Here is a 14,782-nt window from a genome sequence, read left to right as displayed (position 1 = left end):
CCTGGTGGTTTCTATTCCTGCCTGTCTCATGCCTGGGGTTCAGCGGTGGAAAGAATCGGGTCTCTCGGCTGCCCATCCCATGAGGGGTGAGTCCTCTTTGCCAGGACGAGCAGAAAAACGGCCGAGAGATTGAGGGCTGAGATGAAACAGAGGGTCTGGGGGATCCCAAAAACGGGGAGAAGGACAACCCCGGCAAGGAGGGCTCCCGCAGAGGATCCCACAAGGTCGATCCCGTTTACCAGCCCTGCTGTTGCAGCGAGCCGGGTGCTCTCTCCCAGATAGATGCGGTTTGCCAGGGGGAAATGGAGACCTCCCAGAAAACCGGCAACCCCGGTGAGAAATGGGAAGAGGATTTCGATGACAAGGAAGTTCCCGGATAGTTTCGGCAGGCCTTGGAGCACCAGGACCACCAGGAGGACGACCAGGCCGTAACATGCCAGCCCCAACTGGAGGGCGATCAGATTTTTCAGGGGGTTCTTCATCTTGAGAAGCGTCCGCGTCATGGTCCAGCTTCCCGTCACCAGCCCGATCATAAATCCTGCTATGATCAATCCCAACTTCTCATAGAGAAACCCGTAGAATACCTGGAAGGCGAGGAGCAGGACCACCTCAAGGGTCATCTCCGTCCATCCGGAGGCCAGGACGGCGGGGAGAATAGCGGCCCTCTTGCCGGACCATTCCCCCGGCCTGGCGGCAAAAGGGGAGAGGGCCAGTGTGATCAACCCGAGCCCACACAGGATCTCCCACAGGCGGACCCTGGCGAGCCTGAGAAATACCCCCTTGAAAAAGGGTTCATATTGGGCGCTCCAGTGGACCGCATCATAGAAGTAGCAGACAGGCTTCAGATCGTGGCTGGTCGGGGCGGCAGCCAGATCGCCTTCCAGAAAAGACCGCAGGTATTCCTGCCGGTCCTTGGAGAGATTGAAGATGATGTAATACTCCCGGACAAACCGGAGCCTGAGATGCCTCTGCCGGATGCGGTCCACCAGGAGACGGGGATCTGAAACCATTTTCCCGTGGCTGGATCCAAAGAAGCGGGCAGTCGCCCCTGGAAAGACGATGATCTCCGGGAAAACCTCTTTCATTGTTCGATAGACCGACCTGAGATACTGGGCCAGGGTTGGTCCGATGATATTCTCCGAAGAGGTTGCTGAGAGAGAAAGGACTCCCTCGGGGGTCATGACCCTCGCTGCCTCTCTCAGGAACTCTACCGTGTAGAAGCGGTTGAGCTGGGCTGTCATTGGGTCCGGGAGGTTGATGATGATCACGTCGTAGCGGCCGGAGGCTTTCTTTATGAAGGTCCTCCCGTCGGTGTAGTGGATCCTGACCCTCTGATCGCCCAGAGAGTGAACCGCGCCCGGGGGCAGGTAGGCCCTGCCGAGCCGGATCACGGCGGGGTCGAGCTCAACATAGTCGACCGTCTGTATGGATGGGTGTTTGAGGATTTGAGAGAGACAGCTCGAGACTCCACCGCCGATCAGGAGCACCCGTCTCGGAGCCGGGTGCTGGAGCAGGGCATAGTGGACCGACTCCTCGGAGGTAAGGGGATCAGGGTAGGAAAACACCCAGAGCCCGTTCTCATAGAGGCTGACCTGCTCGTCTCTGGAGAGAAAGGCGATGTTTCCATAAACGGTGTCCTTCGACTCGATGAGCCGGAAGCCACCCCACTGGAGACCCCTGGTTTTGCGGTCCAACAGGTTTGCCCGGGTGAGAGCATAGGCCTCTCCCCCGATGGCGAAGAGAGTCAGGAGGGTGACGAATCTCCGGGCAGACAGTGAGGTTTTCATCGTGTTTTTCCCTATCAGGAAAAGGCCGGAAAGGCACAGGAGGAGAGATACCATCAGGGCGATCTGGACGGGATTGAGCCTGCCCAGAAAAAGATAGGTGAACAGAAGACCACCCAAGGCGGCTCCAAAGGCCTCGTAGAGGTAAGAGAGAGCAACGGATCCGGCCTTCATCCCCATCGTTTCGTCGAGAATCGCACAGGCAAGGGGGAAGAGGAAACCGGAAACCAGGCAGAACGGTGCGAGAAAGGAGAAACTGAGGGTCAACATACCGAGCAAGCCGATAATCTCTCCCGGAGGTATCCCCCAGAGAGTCTTGGCGTAACGGAGAGACAGGATGGAAAGGGGGAGTGCAAAGGAGAGGAAGAGCTGGCCGAAGAAGAAGACGAGGTTTTTCCGCCGGATCCGGTCCACGAATCTTCCCAGGCCCATGCTGCCCAGAGCTGTCCACATCAGCCAGGACGCCAACACGATCCCGGTTGAGAGCTCATGGCCGCAGAAGATCACGATGAGCTCCCGGATCAGCAGGATCTGGCCGGCGGTCGCAACGAAACCGACGACAAGTATGGCAAAGAGCAGGGTGTTTTTCATTTTCCCGTGGAAGTCCTGGTGAGGGGTTTCTTCCTCCTCTCCGTTCCTGCCACCACGAGGGTGAACTCTCCCTTTACCCTTCTCCTGTTGAATTCTTCGAGGACATCGCCGATAGTCCCCCTCAAAACCTCTTCAAAGGATTTGGTGAGTTCCCGGGCCACGGCGATCTCACGATCGCCGAGGATTTCCAGAAGATCCTTGAGGGTTGCGACGAGACGGTGGGGAGATTCGTAGAGGACCAGGGTCCGGTCCCATTCCCTCCATCTTTCGATGGCCTTCCTGCGCCGCGTTGCCCTGTTCGGGAGGAAGCCGAGGAAAAGAAAGCTGTCGGTAGGAAGGCCGGATACGCTGAGGGCCGCAAGGAGGGCAGAGGGCCCCGGGATGGGTTTTACTGGGATCTGGTCGCGTATGGCAAGACGGATCAGGCGGAACCCCGGATCCGAGATTCCAGGTGTGCCGGCTTCCGACACCAAGGCGATCGTCTTTCCCTCTTTGAGCCGGGCGAGGAGGGTTTCGGCCTTTCTCGGCTCGTTGTGTTCGAAATAGGACGTTTGAGGCGTCTTGATTCCATAGTGACGGAGCAATCTTGCTGTTGTACGGGTATCCTCTGCCGCGATCAGGTCGACCTGCTTCAGTATCCGGATGGCCCGGAAGGTTATGTCCTCCGGGTTTCCCAGGGGTGTGGCCACCACATAAAGGATTCCCTGTGCATCTGGGTTTGTCTTCATGGATCCCAACAGCTCGCTCAGGCCATGATGTGGGAGTGGATCCTCTTTTCAATCGCCCTCTGGATCTTTTTCAGAAGGCAGCGCCTGGTTTGGGGGACCAGGAGGAGCATACCTATGCCGTCTGTGAAGAACCCCGGTGTGAGAAGCAGGATCCCTCCTGCCAGCACAAGGGCACCTTCGAGGATCTTTCGGGCCGGGGGAACCCCCCTGGCGAGGTCGTTCTGGATTTCACCGAGAACGGCAAAACCCTGAATGTGCATGAGATAGGCGCCCACGAGGCCTGTCAAAAGGATCAGGAAAAGGGTATTGAGAGTTCCGATCCGCGTTCCCACCTCAAGAAGGAGCAGGATCTCGATCAGGGGGATAATGGTGAAGACAGCCAACAGACGGAGCAACCTCATTCTTTCTCCTTGGCCTCTTCCCAAAGGCGGTCCATCTCTTGGATCGTCGTCTCTTTGAGGCTTCTATGAGATCTTTCCAGGGCTTTCTCAATGTAATGGAACCGCGCGACGAATTTACGGTTGGCCCCCTGGAGGGCCTCTTCGGGGTTGTTCCCCGTCAGCCGGGCGATATTCACCAAGACAAAAAGAAGATCCCCCAGCTCCTCGTGAATCATTTCCTCCTGTCCCAGGGAGATGGCTTTCTTCAATTCGCCTATTTCTTCGTCTAGCTTCTCGAAGATCTGGTCGACCTCGGCCCAATCGAACCCTACCCGGCTCGCCCTCTCCGTGATCCGGTACGCCCTGAGGAGAGCGGGGAGATGCCGGGGAATCCCTTCCAGAACTGACCGGCGCTGGTTCTTCTCCCTTTTCTTCAGGTCGAACCAGGCCTCTTCCACCTGCCTGGAGGTCGAGATTCTCTTTTCCCCAAATACGTGGGGATGCCGCTCGACCATCTTTCTTGATACGGACTCGATTACCTCCCAGATGTCGAACTTTCCCTCCTCTTTGGCCAGATGGGAGATGAAGAGGATATGGAACAGGAGATCTCCCAGTTCCTCTCTGAGACCTGCAGGATCGCCCTCATCTATGGCTTCTATGACTTCGTAGACCTCCTCGATGAGAAAGGTCTTCAGGGTATCCATGGTCTGTTCCCTGTCCCATGGGCAGCCCTGGGGAGACCTGAGGCGCTCCACGATGGAGATGAGTGTGTCGAAGTTTTGCTTTTTCTTTTCCACTGTCGTTCCGCCGGTTTTAGAGAAACATAGGACAATCCGGATGCCTTTGCAAGGCATGCAGGGGGGAGAGGTTTGTGTCTCTCTAACCGAGGAGCTCTGGAAATTCTCAAAATCAGGGTGGGCTCTCTCTCTGTCGCGAGAATACCCTTGTCCCTTCGCTCCCGAGCCCGCGCGATGATCCTCCTTGGGTTCTTGGTTGGTTGTCGCTGAAAAATGCCGCCTTGGCTCGGCAAGGGGGGCGACCAAGAATGGTCGCAAAGTTGGCACGATATTTGATAGTCCAAGTTTTCAGCTCTGAGTTCACCTCCTTTCTTTGGCAGAGTCCTTTGCAATCCCCCCTCAGGACTCTGCCCTTTTTTGGCATTTTTCTGCTTTTCATGTCATTTTTTTGACTCTTGACGCGGAAATTCCGACGCTTTTGCACCACCCCTTCTCTGCCTCCCCCTGCGAACTCTTTCCCCTTGGCCGGACTGGATCGTCACCTACGGCTCGGGGCCTTGGAATGCCGGGCCTTCATCTTGCTTTGGCTGTTTTTTTGTGTTATTTTTCAGGTTCGATTGCAAAAATTTTATTCGTTTCAATATATTAGAGTCTTTTGGTCCGCCTTGGATTTCCGGGCGAATTCGTGGAGGCAGAAGGGGAGGCCATGGATTATAAGGCAACGCTGAATTTGCCCAGGACGGATTTCCCGATGAAGGCAGCCCTGTCGGAGAGGGAGCCGATGTTCTTGAAGGAATGGGATGAGAAGGGAATCTACGCAAGGATCCTTGAGAAATCCAAGCACAGGCCCAAGTATATCCTCCATGACGGTCCCCCCTATGCCAACGGCCACATTCACATTGGGACGGCGTTGAACAAGATCCTAAAGGATTTTGTTGTCAAATCGAAGTTCATGAGCGGCTATAACAGCCACTATGTTCCCGGCTGGGACTGTCACGGTCTTCCCATCGAGAATGAAGTGGACAAGCAGTTGAGGGAGAAGAGGAAGACTATGAATGTCCTGGAGGTCCGGGCGCGATGCCGGGAATTCGCCGGAAGATTTCTGGATATCCAGCGGCAGGAATTCAAACGCCTGGGGGTCCTTGGCGCGTGGGAGGATCCATACCTTACAATGAGCTACGATTACGAGGCGACTATTGCCAGAGAATTCGGCAAATTCGTGGCCAAGGGAAGTGTCTACAAGGGCAAGAAGCCGATTCATTGGTGCTACCACTGCAAGACAGCTCTGGCCGAGGCCGAGGTTGAGTACGAAGACCATGTGTCTCCGTCGATCTATGTCAAGTTTCCGGCCCTTTCCGATTTCGGTGAGAGGTTCGAGCCTCTCAAGGGAAGGAAGGTGTCGGTCGTGATCTGGACGACCACGCCCTGGACGATACCTGCCAACCTGGCCATCGCCTTCCATCCTGAATACGACTATGTGGCCGTGGATGTGGGGGGTGAGGTTCTGATCCTGGCCGAGGCCTTGCTGGATACGTGTATGGAGAAATTCGGGTTCTCCGAATACAGGGTCATAAGCCGTTTCAAGGGGAAAACGGTGGAATACCTGAAATGCCGCCATCCTTTTATCGACCGGGAGGTCCTCCTGGTCCTGGCCGATTATGTGACTCTCGATACAGGTACCGGATGTGTCCATACGGCTCCGGGACATGGCAAGGAGGACTATGAGACCGGGCTGGCCTATGGTCTCGACATCTACACCCCTGTGGATGATGACGGAAACTTCACGGATGATGTACGGTTTTTTGCAGGCCGGTTCGTCTTTGATGCCAACGAGGCGGTGAATGAGAAGCTCCGCGAAGTGGGGAGCCTGCTCAAGCGTGAAGAGATGAAGCACTCCTATCCCCACTGCTGGCGTTGCAAAAGCCCGATCATCTTCAGGGCGACCGAGCAGTGGTTCATCTCCATGGAGAAGAACGATCTGAGGAGAAAGGCGCTCGAGGCCATAGAAAAGGTGGAGTGGACGCCCCCCTGGGGTAGGGACAGGATCTACAGTATGATTCAGAACAGGCCGGACTGGTGTATTTCCAGACAGCGTGCCTGGGGGGTACCGATAGTCATTTTCTATTGTGATACCTGCAACCACGCCCTGGCCGACGAGGGGGTGATCAACCATGTGGCCGACCTGTTTGAGAAGGAGGGGGCTGACAGCTGGTTTGAGAGACCAGCCGGGGAACTCCTGCCCCCTCAGACCGTCTGCCCTGAGTGTGGAGCCGAGAAATTCAGGAAAGAGACGGATATTCTGGATGTATGGTTTGACTCGGGGGTGAGCTATGCGGCTGTCTGTGAAAAACGCGAGGAGTTGAAGGCCCCTCCGGATATGTACCTCGAAGGAAGCGACCAGCACAGAGGATGGTTTCACAGCTCCCTGCTCGCATCGGTGGGAACCCGGGGGATAGCTCCCTACCATGCGGTTCTGACCCACGGCTTCGTGGTGGACGGCAGGGGGGAGAAGATGTCCAAGTCAAAGGGAAACGTCATTACCCCCGATCTTGTTATCAAGAGGTATGGGGCCGAGATCTTGCGGCTTTGGGTGGCGGCCGAGAACTATCGGGACGATGTCAAGATCTCCGAGGAGATTTTGAAGCGAATAACCGAGGCCTACCGCAAGGTGCGGAACACCTGCAGGTACATTCTTGGAAATCTTTACGACTTCAGTCCCCCCAGGGACACGGTCCCCTATTCGAGCCTCGCCGAGTTGGACCGGTGGGCTCTCCACAGACTCCAGAAGACGATAAGCCGCGTTGTCAAGGCTTACGACGAGTTTGAATTCCACACGGTTTTCCATACCATAAACAACTTCTGTTCGGTGGATTTGAGCGCCTTCTATCTGGACGTGCTCAAGGACCGAGTCTATACCAGCAGGCCGGCCTCCCCGGCGAGAAGGTCGGCGCAGACGACCCTGTATAGGATTCTGGTGGACCTGACCAGACTGATGGCCCCTGTTTTCTCCTTTACGGCCGAGGAGATCTGGAGGCACCTCCCCCCAGACGGCCAGAGAGAGGAAAGCGTTCATATGAGCGCCTTTCCAAGTGTAAATGAGGAGTATCTCGATGAAGATCTTGCAAGCCGGTGGGGACGGATTCTCCAGGTCCGGGATCAGGTCTCCAAGGCCCTGGAAGAGGCGAGAAATGCGAAGACCATCGGGCACCCCCTCGACGCCCGAGTCGAGATCGAGGCCTCCCCTGGTATGATGGGGCTTCTGGAGCCCCTTTCAGAGGAGCTGAAGTACGTATTCATCGTCTCCCAGGTTTCTCTGAGGGAGAATCCAGAGATCGGCGGTGTGGAGGTGAAGGTCGACAGAGCACGGGGGAAAAAGTGTGAGCGGTGCTGGAACTACGACACATCAGTGGGAAAGAACAGGGTTCATCCGACAATATGCAGCCGATGTCTTGAAGTCATCGAAGGGGAATGAGAACCCGTGGTCCTTTGCCCCAACAGGAATTCCACTGGATAGGGAGACGGCAGAGAGAGTGAGACTTCCCCGAAAGTATTTGATTCTGTGCCTGGGCATGCCGATCATTCTCGCCCTGGACCAGGGGAGCAAGGCCCTGGTGAGGGCTACCATCCCGCTTTTCGGATCCTACCCCGTGGTTCATGGATTCTTCAGGATTACACACATAAGGAACACCGGGGCCGCCTTTGGTCTTTTGGGAGGGGACGCGGGTACTGTCCGGACGGCGTTTTTTGTGGTCGTTACGATAGGGGCAGTGGTATTGATCTTTTCTATCTTGAGGAGGATCAAAGAGAATCGGTTCCTGGTCCCCCTGTGTCTAACCATGATCATGGCGGGTGCCATAGGAAACCTGGTGGATCGAATCAATTTGGGCTATGTCACCGACTTTCTCGACTTCTACTGGCGAGGTTACCACTGGCCGGCCTTCAACGTCGCCGATTCGGCAATCACCATCGGGATCGGCCTGCTCATAGTGGAGAACCTTCTTTTCCGGAGGGAGCCGGAGAGAGTCAAGAGGGATGACCAACAATAGCGGATGAGGTGGATCTTATGTCACTCCGTGATGTCGTCACCTATCCTCAGCCGGCATTGAGAAAGAAGTCCGAGCCGGTCAAGGAGATCAATGAGGAGATCAGGAGTCTGATTGCCGATATGAGGGAGACCATGTACTCCTCAAAGGGCATCGGACTTGCAGCGCCCCAGATCGGGGTGAATCTCCGTGTCATCGTCGTCGATGTCACCCCATACCAGCCTGATCAGAAACCTTTCGCACTGATCAACCCGGAGATAGTTTCGGGTGAGGGTGAGGTGGAAAGCAGTGAAGGCTGCCTGAGTGTGCCGGGACTGTTTGAGACCGTGAAGAGGAAGGAGAAGGTCACGGTTCGAGGGATAAACGAGGATGGAGAGGAGGTAGAGATACATGCAACAGGGATGCTTGCCATCTGCCTCCAGCACGAAATCGACCACTTGAACGGTATGACAATCGTTGAGAGGCTCGGCCCCCTGAAAAGGGAGATGGTCAGGAAGAAACTAAGGAAGGCTGCCAGGAATCAGCCATGAGGAGGCCGCTGTCCGTCGTGTTCATGGGGACCTCTGGATTCGCCGTCCCCATTCTCCACGCCCTGGCCGACCGCTATGAGCTTGTCGCAGTGGTCACTCAGCCGGATCGACCCAGGGGGAGGGGACGGGGTCTGGCCATGTCAAAGGTCAAAGAGACTGCTCTGGAACTCAACCTTCCCGTGCTTCAGCCGGAGAGAGTCGGGGATCCCGCCTTTGTCGAATGGATCAGGGCAGTAAACCCCAGATTGATAGTAGTTGCTGCCTACGGCCAGATTCTCCCTGCTCCCCTTCTCAGAGCTCCGCAAATGGGTTGTGTGAATGTCCATGCCTCCCTGCTGCCCAAGTACAGGGGGGCGGCGCCTGTGAACTGGGCTCTCGCCAATGGAGAATCCGAAACCGGGGTGACTACCATACTGATGGATGAGGGGACGGATACGGGTCCGATTCTTGTGAGCCGGCCCGTTCCCATCGGCCCGGTCGATACTGCTCCTGTTCTGGAGGCGAGACTGGCAGAGGTTGGAGCAGAGCTCATCGTGGAGACGATCATCGGGTTGGAAGAGGGAAGGATAGAGCCCGTTGCCCAGGATTCGAGTAGGGCGAGTTACGCGCCTCCCCTGAAGAAAGAGGACGGTTGGATCGATTGGAATCAACCTGCCGGTGTTCTGGAAAGAAGGATAAGGGCCTTCGACCCCTGGCCGGGGACATTCACTCGGCTGGGGGATAGGATTCTGAAGATCTTTCGGGCGGAAGTCGATCCGGGAGGCGAGAGCCAGCGGCCTGGCCTTGTGCTCCAGGTGGGTCAGGAGGGGATTCGAGTTGCCACAGGCAGCGGATCTCTCGTCCTGAAGGAGCTCCAACTGGAGGGGAGGAAACGTCTTCCCGTTCAATCCTTTGTCTTGGGGCACGTCCTGGAACCAGGGACGGTTCTCGGGGATTGAGCAGGCAGAAGTGGATCCGGAGAATCCGATCCCCAGAGGGTTGAGCAATTTCTGTTTGTCCTAACCGATCTGACAGCGGGGCTGCGATGGAAGATTCCCGCCCCCAGCAGAGGATATTCATAGGGCTTCTCCTCTTCACCCTTTTGATTCTCTCGGGTGTCGTGGTCCTGCTGTGGGTCGTGCCGTATATCGGCCTCTCCCGCATCAGCCCTCTTGCTCCGATCATACTCGCCGTGTGTCTGGGAATTCTTCTCTTTCTGGTCTTGCTTGGGGTGGCTCTTCTGGTTCTCACAATAATCCTGGGAAGAGATCTCTTTCTTTCACATAACCTCAGGGGGCTTGTGGTTCAGGTGCTCTTTCCCTTCATGGTTTTGGTGGGCAAGGTGGTGGGCATTTCCAAGAGGAGGGTTCAGCAGTCCTTTATCGCCGTCAACAACCAATTGGTTGTTTCGAATTGCCACCGGAGAATCAAACCCGAGAGGATTCTCCTGCTGCTGCCCCATTGCATCCAGGATTTCGACTGCGATGTCAAGATTACCGGGAATATCAAGAACTGCCGCAAATGCGGCAGGTGCGAAATCAAGGACCTGCTTGAACTCGCCGACGCTTACGGCGTTCAGATCGCGGTGGCAACCGGAGGAACCCTGGCCCGGCGAATCATCGTGCAGAACAGACCCGAGGCGATCGTGGCCGTGGCCTGTGAGCTCGATCTGACGACAGGGATCCAAGATGCCTATCCTCTCCCTGTCATCGGGATACTCAATGAAAGGCCTAACGGGCCGTGCATCAATACTAGAGTCGATATCGGGAGGGTACGAGAGGCGCTTCTCTATTTCTTGGAAAATGAAAACCCCACGCCAAGTGGCTCTGGAAATCCTGATTCGTGTCGAGACGAAGGGCCGGCATCCGGATGATGTCCTGGATGAGGCCTTCAAGAAATACCGGTCTTTGACCGACCTGGACAGGGCGTTCGTCACCGAGCTGGTCTACGGTACGCTCCGGTGGCGGGGAAAGATCGATTGGGTGATCGCTCGTTTTTCCAGGATCAAATTCGATCGGATCGAGAGGATCATCCTTTACATACTACGGCTCGGTGTCTACCAGCTCCTCTTTCTCACGAAGACGCCTGACAGGGCGGCTGTGAACGAGTCGGTGATTCTTGCCAAGAGGCTCAAGAGTCAAGATGCGGCGGGTTTTGTCAATGCGGTCCTGAGGCGGATCATACGGGAGGGCGGGATGGATGGACTCCCTGTTGCGAAAGGATCGCCTCAGGACGTTCTCGCAGTGGAGCAGGCATTTCCCCTATGGGCAGTGATCAAGCTCTGGAACGGATGGGGAGAAAAGGAGACGAGGGCCTTTTGTGAGGCCTCCAACCGGCCTGCACCCCTCGTTCTCAGGGTCAACACTCTTGCCATGGACCGGGAAGACCTGATCAGCAGGCTGAGGAGAGAGGGGCTTTCGGCCTGCGCGACCCGCTTTTCGCCCAACGGTGTTGTCATCGAAGATGGTCGTCCTGTACCGAAGATGCCCTTTCTCAGAAGCGGATACTATCAGATCCAAGACGAGGCCGCCCAGCTCATCTCCTTTCTCGTCGACCCCAAACCGGGGGAAAGGGTTCTCGACGTCTGTGCGGCTCCTGGTACCAAGACGACTCATTTGGCCCAACTCATGGCGAACAGGGGGAGCATCTATGCTCTGGACATAAACGGCGCCGGGCTTGCCAAGTTGAGGCAGTCGTGTCAGAGGATGGGTGTCACCAATGTGACCGTGCTGAAGAGGGACCTCACTCAGCCGGTCTCTCTTCCGCAGATAGAGCCTTTCGATGCGGTCCTCGTGGATGTACCGTGTACGGGATGGGGAACGATCCGCAGAAACCCGGATATCAAGTGGCGAACGGGGCCTGATGACATACCGCGAATGGCCTCCCTCCAGAGAAGGATTCTCGACAACGCGGCTGCCCTGGCAAGGAGAGGGGGGAGAGTCATATACTCGACCTGCACGGTGTACCACGAGGAAAACGAGGGTGTGGTCGAGGGGTTTCTTGGGTCAAGAGAGGATTTCCTGCTGGATCGAGACAGGCCCGGTCTCTTCCGAGAGGAGCTGTTCGATGAGAGGGGATTCTTCAGAACCCTGCCGCATCGTCACAACACCGACGGGTTTTTTGCGGCTAGACTGGTGAGGGAATAATGGAGAAGCAGAAGAGCTATCGCCGGGCCTTTGAAGTGGCCCGCCAGGAGATTCAATCCCGTGACCCGGCGTACATGGCGGCCTGCAGTGGAGCAGAGTACCGTGTGAGGCAGGGAAAGGAGGAAATCGTTCTCTCCTTTTTTGGGGATCCCCATACCGTTACTTTCCCTGAAATCGAGATTTTCTCTCCTAGGACAGATAAGATTTCACTGGTCACCCGGATCATGCTTCTCCACTATTTGATCCGAGCAGACGGAACAGAGCTGGAAGGCACTCTGATTCCGTACAAGGAGATTCCAGGTGGAAGGATGTATGCGGGAGTCTTCGACAAGAGGGTGACAGAAGGCCTCATACGCGTTTTCGGGCAGAAGCCCGGGAATTTTCTCCGGGCCGGGCTTGCCATGGGAGGGAATCAGGCTGATTTTGGCGATGCTTCGTTTTCCCTGGTAATCCTTCCAAGGGTGCCCGTCACCTTAGTTCTCTGGAGAGGGGACGAGGAGTTCCCCCCCTCTGTCCAGGTTCTTTTTGACCGATCCATCGACAGGTATCTCTCCCTTGAAGATGTCGTTGTCCTGGGTGAGATGACGTCCAAGAGACTGATAGCCAGAAGCTCAACGACGAGGTGAACCACCCTTGCGGGAAAGGATGTCCCTGCCCGAGCGGCGGGAAGAGGTGCAACCTATTGTTCTCTCTTCGTCATATAGGCCTGGATCTCCGACATGAGGACCTTCCAGCCTCTTCCCAGTTTTCTTGCCCTGATCTGATTGGTTTGGACCAGTTTGAGGAAGGTGGGCCTCGAGATTCTCAGATACCTGCATGCCTCTTTGGTGGTAAGGACTTCGCCTTTTGGCCGTGTCATAGAATCTTTCCTCCATCGGTTCGCAACGGCAAGAAGCCGGGCCCCTTCTGTTTAAGGGAAGCCCGGCTGCTGGTCCGGTTCTCGGTGTCTCCCAGGCAACCCGGCTGACCCTCTTGTAGGGTTCCGTGGCTTTCCTTCCCACCCTTGCGAGTGGTTTGGCCTTTCTCTGAGACGGTGCCTCTGTCCTTTTGTCGTCCGTTATGCTAATCCCGTGCCAGCAAGAGTGGATGAAGAAAATCAAATAAAATCAATGTACTGCGCTAATGTACGATTGCCGTTCCCCGAGAGACCTATGAAATGGATTCATAGAACGAGACCAAATTTGACACTAATCCATCGCCCAATGGCTTATCTGGGCAGCAATTGACAACACTTGATGGGTGCCTGGAGCCCCGGGCGGCGAGGTTGCAAGGGATATGGCGATACGGCCGGGGACCCTTTCCCCGAGGGATGCCGTTTTTCTCCCCTTTCCAAAAGGAGCGGTCCCTAGTATTATTAGAAGAGCTCCGTGGCAGAAGGCCTTTTCGGGTCGATAGGGAGCTCAGACTCTCGGCTCAAAGAGGAAGAATAATGGAATCCACCCTATCAGAAGTCCTGGCGAAATTGAAACATGCAGAGGAGCGCCTGGAAGGGCTAAACCAGGATTTCCACACCCTGGAATCCGAAAAGCAGGTCCATCTCCGTGAGATAATCAAGGGAGGTCAGGGTTCCCCGGAAGTGAAGCGGACCGATCAAGCCATCAAGGAGAAGGGTATTCTCATTTCCCAGGCAAAGGAAGAAGTCGCCAATCTACGGAGCCAACTCGAGATGGAACTCACTCTGCTGAGAAAAGAGCTGATAAAGGAAAAGCAGAGGGAACTCGATCATTTCATGGAGCAGAGGGCGGTCTACTTGAGGCGCATAGAGGAACTGGAAACCGAGAAATCCAGGTACCGGTACCTCATAACCGGGGAAAAGGACCATCGTCTGGCCAAGGAGAAGGACCCACTGCCTTTGGAGGTGCGAGGCCGGGGAGATTTCGTGCCCATAGATGAAACAATCGGTAAGATAAAGCTGGAGGTGTCGAGGATCAACCGATTGAGCAGCAAGGCTTTGTTGGAAGAGTATCTGGCGAGCAAGGGAGAAGGCGAGCGCGCGGCCCAGGACCGCTTGCCGGAAGGAAGAGATTGAAATCTCCCCGGGCGAATCCTCCCCCTTGATCTTCTGTTTTTCCTTTCAGCGAAGGGTAGAACTGGTCTGCATGGCGCGAGAGGCTAAAAGAATATCTGCCGCTTTTTCTTGGGCTTCCTCAACATATATCCCGTGACGAGTCCCAAAAACAGGGCCACAATACCCGTAACATAGACCTCCTTGAGCCTCTTGACCGTATCTTCCTTCGTGGAGACCTCGATACGTTTCTTCTGCTGGCTGATCTGGCTCTTCAGGGCTTCTATCTTCTTTTGCAGGGCTTTCTGCTTTGCTTCCAGCATGGCCCGGTCGGAAATCTCCTGCTGTCGCGAGGCATTCTCGCTCTGTAGCTTATCGAGCAGGAAGTCCTTCTTCTCTATCTCCTGTTTCAACTGTTCAATAACGACGGATTTGGGTACATCCTTTACCAGAAACCTCTTCAGCACCCATCCCGTTCTCCCGTCATCGAGGGCCACCCGGGCCCAATTGTTTTGGATTTCAAGTACCTCGACCTTGGTGTCTGAAGGGAGAAGGGCTATAGCAGGCTGATCCTGGTCCGGTATGCTGCGGAGCGAGAGATAGAGGCGGTCGGTGACATACATGGTCTCGGCACTGCCGATCCCCGGCCACCAGAAGAGAGAGAAAACGAGAAGGGACAGATACCATCTCCTTTTTGTCATCGAGACATTTCTCCTTCACCCAGCCGCTACCAGGTAACTCTGCTGCCTTTGTTTCGCTCTGTCTCCACCGCACGGTGCACAAGCAAAAAGAATGCCGAAGAGCCCGTGTGATGGCCTAGGCGACGTCCATCAAGATACCAGAATCGCCTTTCCAGGTC

General features: G+C 55.7%; 14 protein-coding genes and 1 riboswitch. Of the genes, 8 read left to right on the top strand and 6 right to left on the bottom strand.

The genetic code is table 11. The features are described from left to right. Positions 1 to 26 precede the first annotated feature (26 nt). From JRJ26_00595 to mazG, 4 genes are read right to left on the bottom strand one after another with little or no spacing between them, the layout of a single operon-like run. Positions 27 to 2,375, bottom strand: coding sequence for a fused MFS/spermidine synthase (locus tag JRJ26_00595; protein ID MBW2055974.1), 2,349 nt, complete (start codon positions 2,373 to 2,375; stop codon positions 27 to 29). After that, positions 2,372 to 3,103 carry a 16S rRNA (cytidine(1402)-2'-O)-methyltransferase gene (gene rsmI, locus JRJ26_00590; protein MBW2055973.1) on the bottom strand — a complete coding sequence of 244 codons (732 nt, stop codon included), beginning with the start codon at positions 3,101 to 3,103 and terminating at the stop codon, positions 2,372 to 2,374. Before rsmI ends, JRJ26_00595 begins: the two co-directional genes overlap by 4 nt. Before the next feature lie 17 nt (positions 3,104 to 3,120). Continuing rightward, positions 3,121 to 3,504, bottom strand: coding sequence for an FxsA family protein (locus tag JRJ26_00585; protein MBW2055972.1), 384 nt, complete (start codon positions 3,502 to 3,504; stop codon positions 3,121 to 3,123). After that, on the bottom strand, positions 3,501 to 4,337 hold the full coding sequence (gene mazG, locus JRJ26_00580; protein ID MBW2055971.1) for a nucleoside triphosphate pyrophosphohydrolase: 837 nt from the start codon (positions 4,335 to 4,337) through the stop codon (positions 3,501 to 3,503). Before mazG ends, JRJ26_00585 begins: the two co-directional genes overlap by 4 nt. Positions 4,338 to 4,926: 589 nt before the next feature. Between mazG and ileS the strand changes: the two genes are divergently transcribed. From ileS to JRJ26_00545, 7 genes are all read left to right on the top strand, one after another. Beyond that, complete coding sequence (ileS, locus tag JRJ26_00575; protein MBW2055970.1) at positions 4,927 to 7,692, top strand: isoleucine--tRNA ligase; 2,766 nt, start codon at positions 4,927 to 4,929, stop codon at positions 7,690 to 7,692. A 97-nt stretch (positions 7,693 to 7,789) separates the two neighbouring features. Beyond that, positions 7,790 to 8,266: a signal peptidase II gene (gene lspA / locus JRJ26_00570; GenBank protein MBW2055969.1), complete on the top strand. Its 477-nt coding sequence runs from the start codon at positions 7,790 to 7,792 to the stop codon at positions 8,264 to 8,266. Between the two features lie 17 nt (positions 8,267 to 8,283). Continuing rightward, positions 8,284 to 8,793 (top strand): peptide deformylase, encoded by a 510-nt coding sequence (def, locus tag JRJ26_00565; GenBank protein MBW2055968.1) that lies wholly within the window; start codon positions 8,284 to 8,286, stop codon positions 8,791 to 8,793. After that, positions 8,790 to 9,731: a methionyl-tRNA formyltransferase gene (locus JRJ26_00560; protein MBW2055967.1), complete on the top strand. Its 942-nt coding sequence runs from the start codon at positions 8,790 to 8,792 to the stop codon at positions 9,729 to 9,731. Before def ends, JRJ26_00560 begins: the two co-directional genes overlap by 4 nt. An 86-nt stretch (positions 9,732 to 9,817) precedes the next feature. Next, positions 9,818 to 10,645 carry a DUF116 domain-containing protein gene (locus JRJ26_00555; protein MBW2055966.1) on the top strand — a complete coding sequence of 276 codons (828 nt, stop codon included), beginning with the start codon at positions 9,818 to 9,820 and terminating at the stop codon, positions 10,643 to 10,645. Beyond that, positions 10,593 to 11,918, top strand: coding sequence for a 16S rRNA (cytosine(967)-C(5))-methyltransferase RsmB (gene rsmB, locus JRJ26_00550; protein MBW2055965.1), 1,326 nt, complete (start codon positions 10,593 to 10,595; stop codon positions 11,916 to 11,918). The genes JRJ26_00555 and rsmB overlap by 53 nt, the downstream gene beginning before the upstream one ends. Continuing rightward, entirely contained in the window at positions 11,918 to 12,544 is a 627-nt protein-coding gene (locus JRJ26_00545; GenBank protein ID MBW2055964.1) for a DUF3786 domain-containing protein, read from the top strand. Before rsmB ends, JRJ26_00545 begins: the two co-directional genes overlap by 1 nt. A gap of 53 nt (positions 12,545 to 12,597) precedes the next feature. Here JRJ26_00545 and JRJ26_00540 read toward each other — a convergent pair whose 3' ends face one another. Next, positions 12,598 to 12,777, bottom strand: a complete 180-nt coding sequence (locus JRJ26_00540) for a helix-turn-helix domain-containing protein (GenBank protein MBW2055963.1) — start codon at positions 12,775 to 12,777, stop codon at positions 12,598 to 12,600. Positions 12,778 to 12,868: 91 nt separating this feature from the next. Next, positions 12,869 to 12,947: riboswitch (cyclic di-GMP riboswitch) on the bottom strand. A gap of 400 nt (positions 12,948 to 13,347) precedes the next feature. Here JRJ26_00540 and JRJ26_00535 point away from each other — a divergent pair. Beyond that, entirely contained in the window at positions 13,348 to 13,947 is a 600-nt protein-coding gene (locus JRJ26_00535; GenBank protein MBW2055962.1) for a hypothetical protein, read from the top strand. A gap of 83 nt (positions 13,948 to 14,030) precedes the next feature. Here JRJ26_00535 and JRJ26_00530 read toward each other — a convergent pair whose 3' ends face one another. Further along, positions 14,031 to 14,624 (bottom strand): TIGR04211 family SH3 domain-containing protein, encoded by a 594-nt coding sequence (locus JRJ26_00530; protein ID MBW2055961.1) that lies wholly within the window; start codon positions 14,622 to 14,624, stop codon positions 14,031 to 14,033. Between the last annotated feature and the right edge of the window lie 158 nt (positions 14,625 to 14,782).

The organism is Deltaproteobacteria bacterium (assembly GCA_019308905.1).
Taxonomy (GTDB): Bacteria; Desulfobacterota; BSN033; order WVXP01; family WVXP01; genus JAFDHF01.
This window is presented reverse-complemented; position numbering and strand designations above follow the sequence as displayed.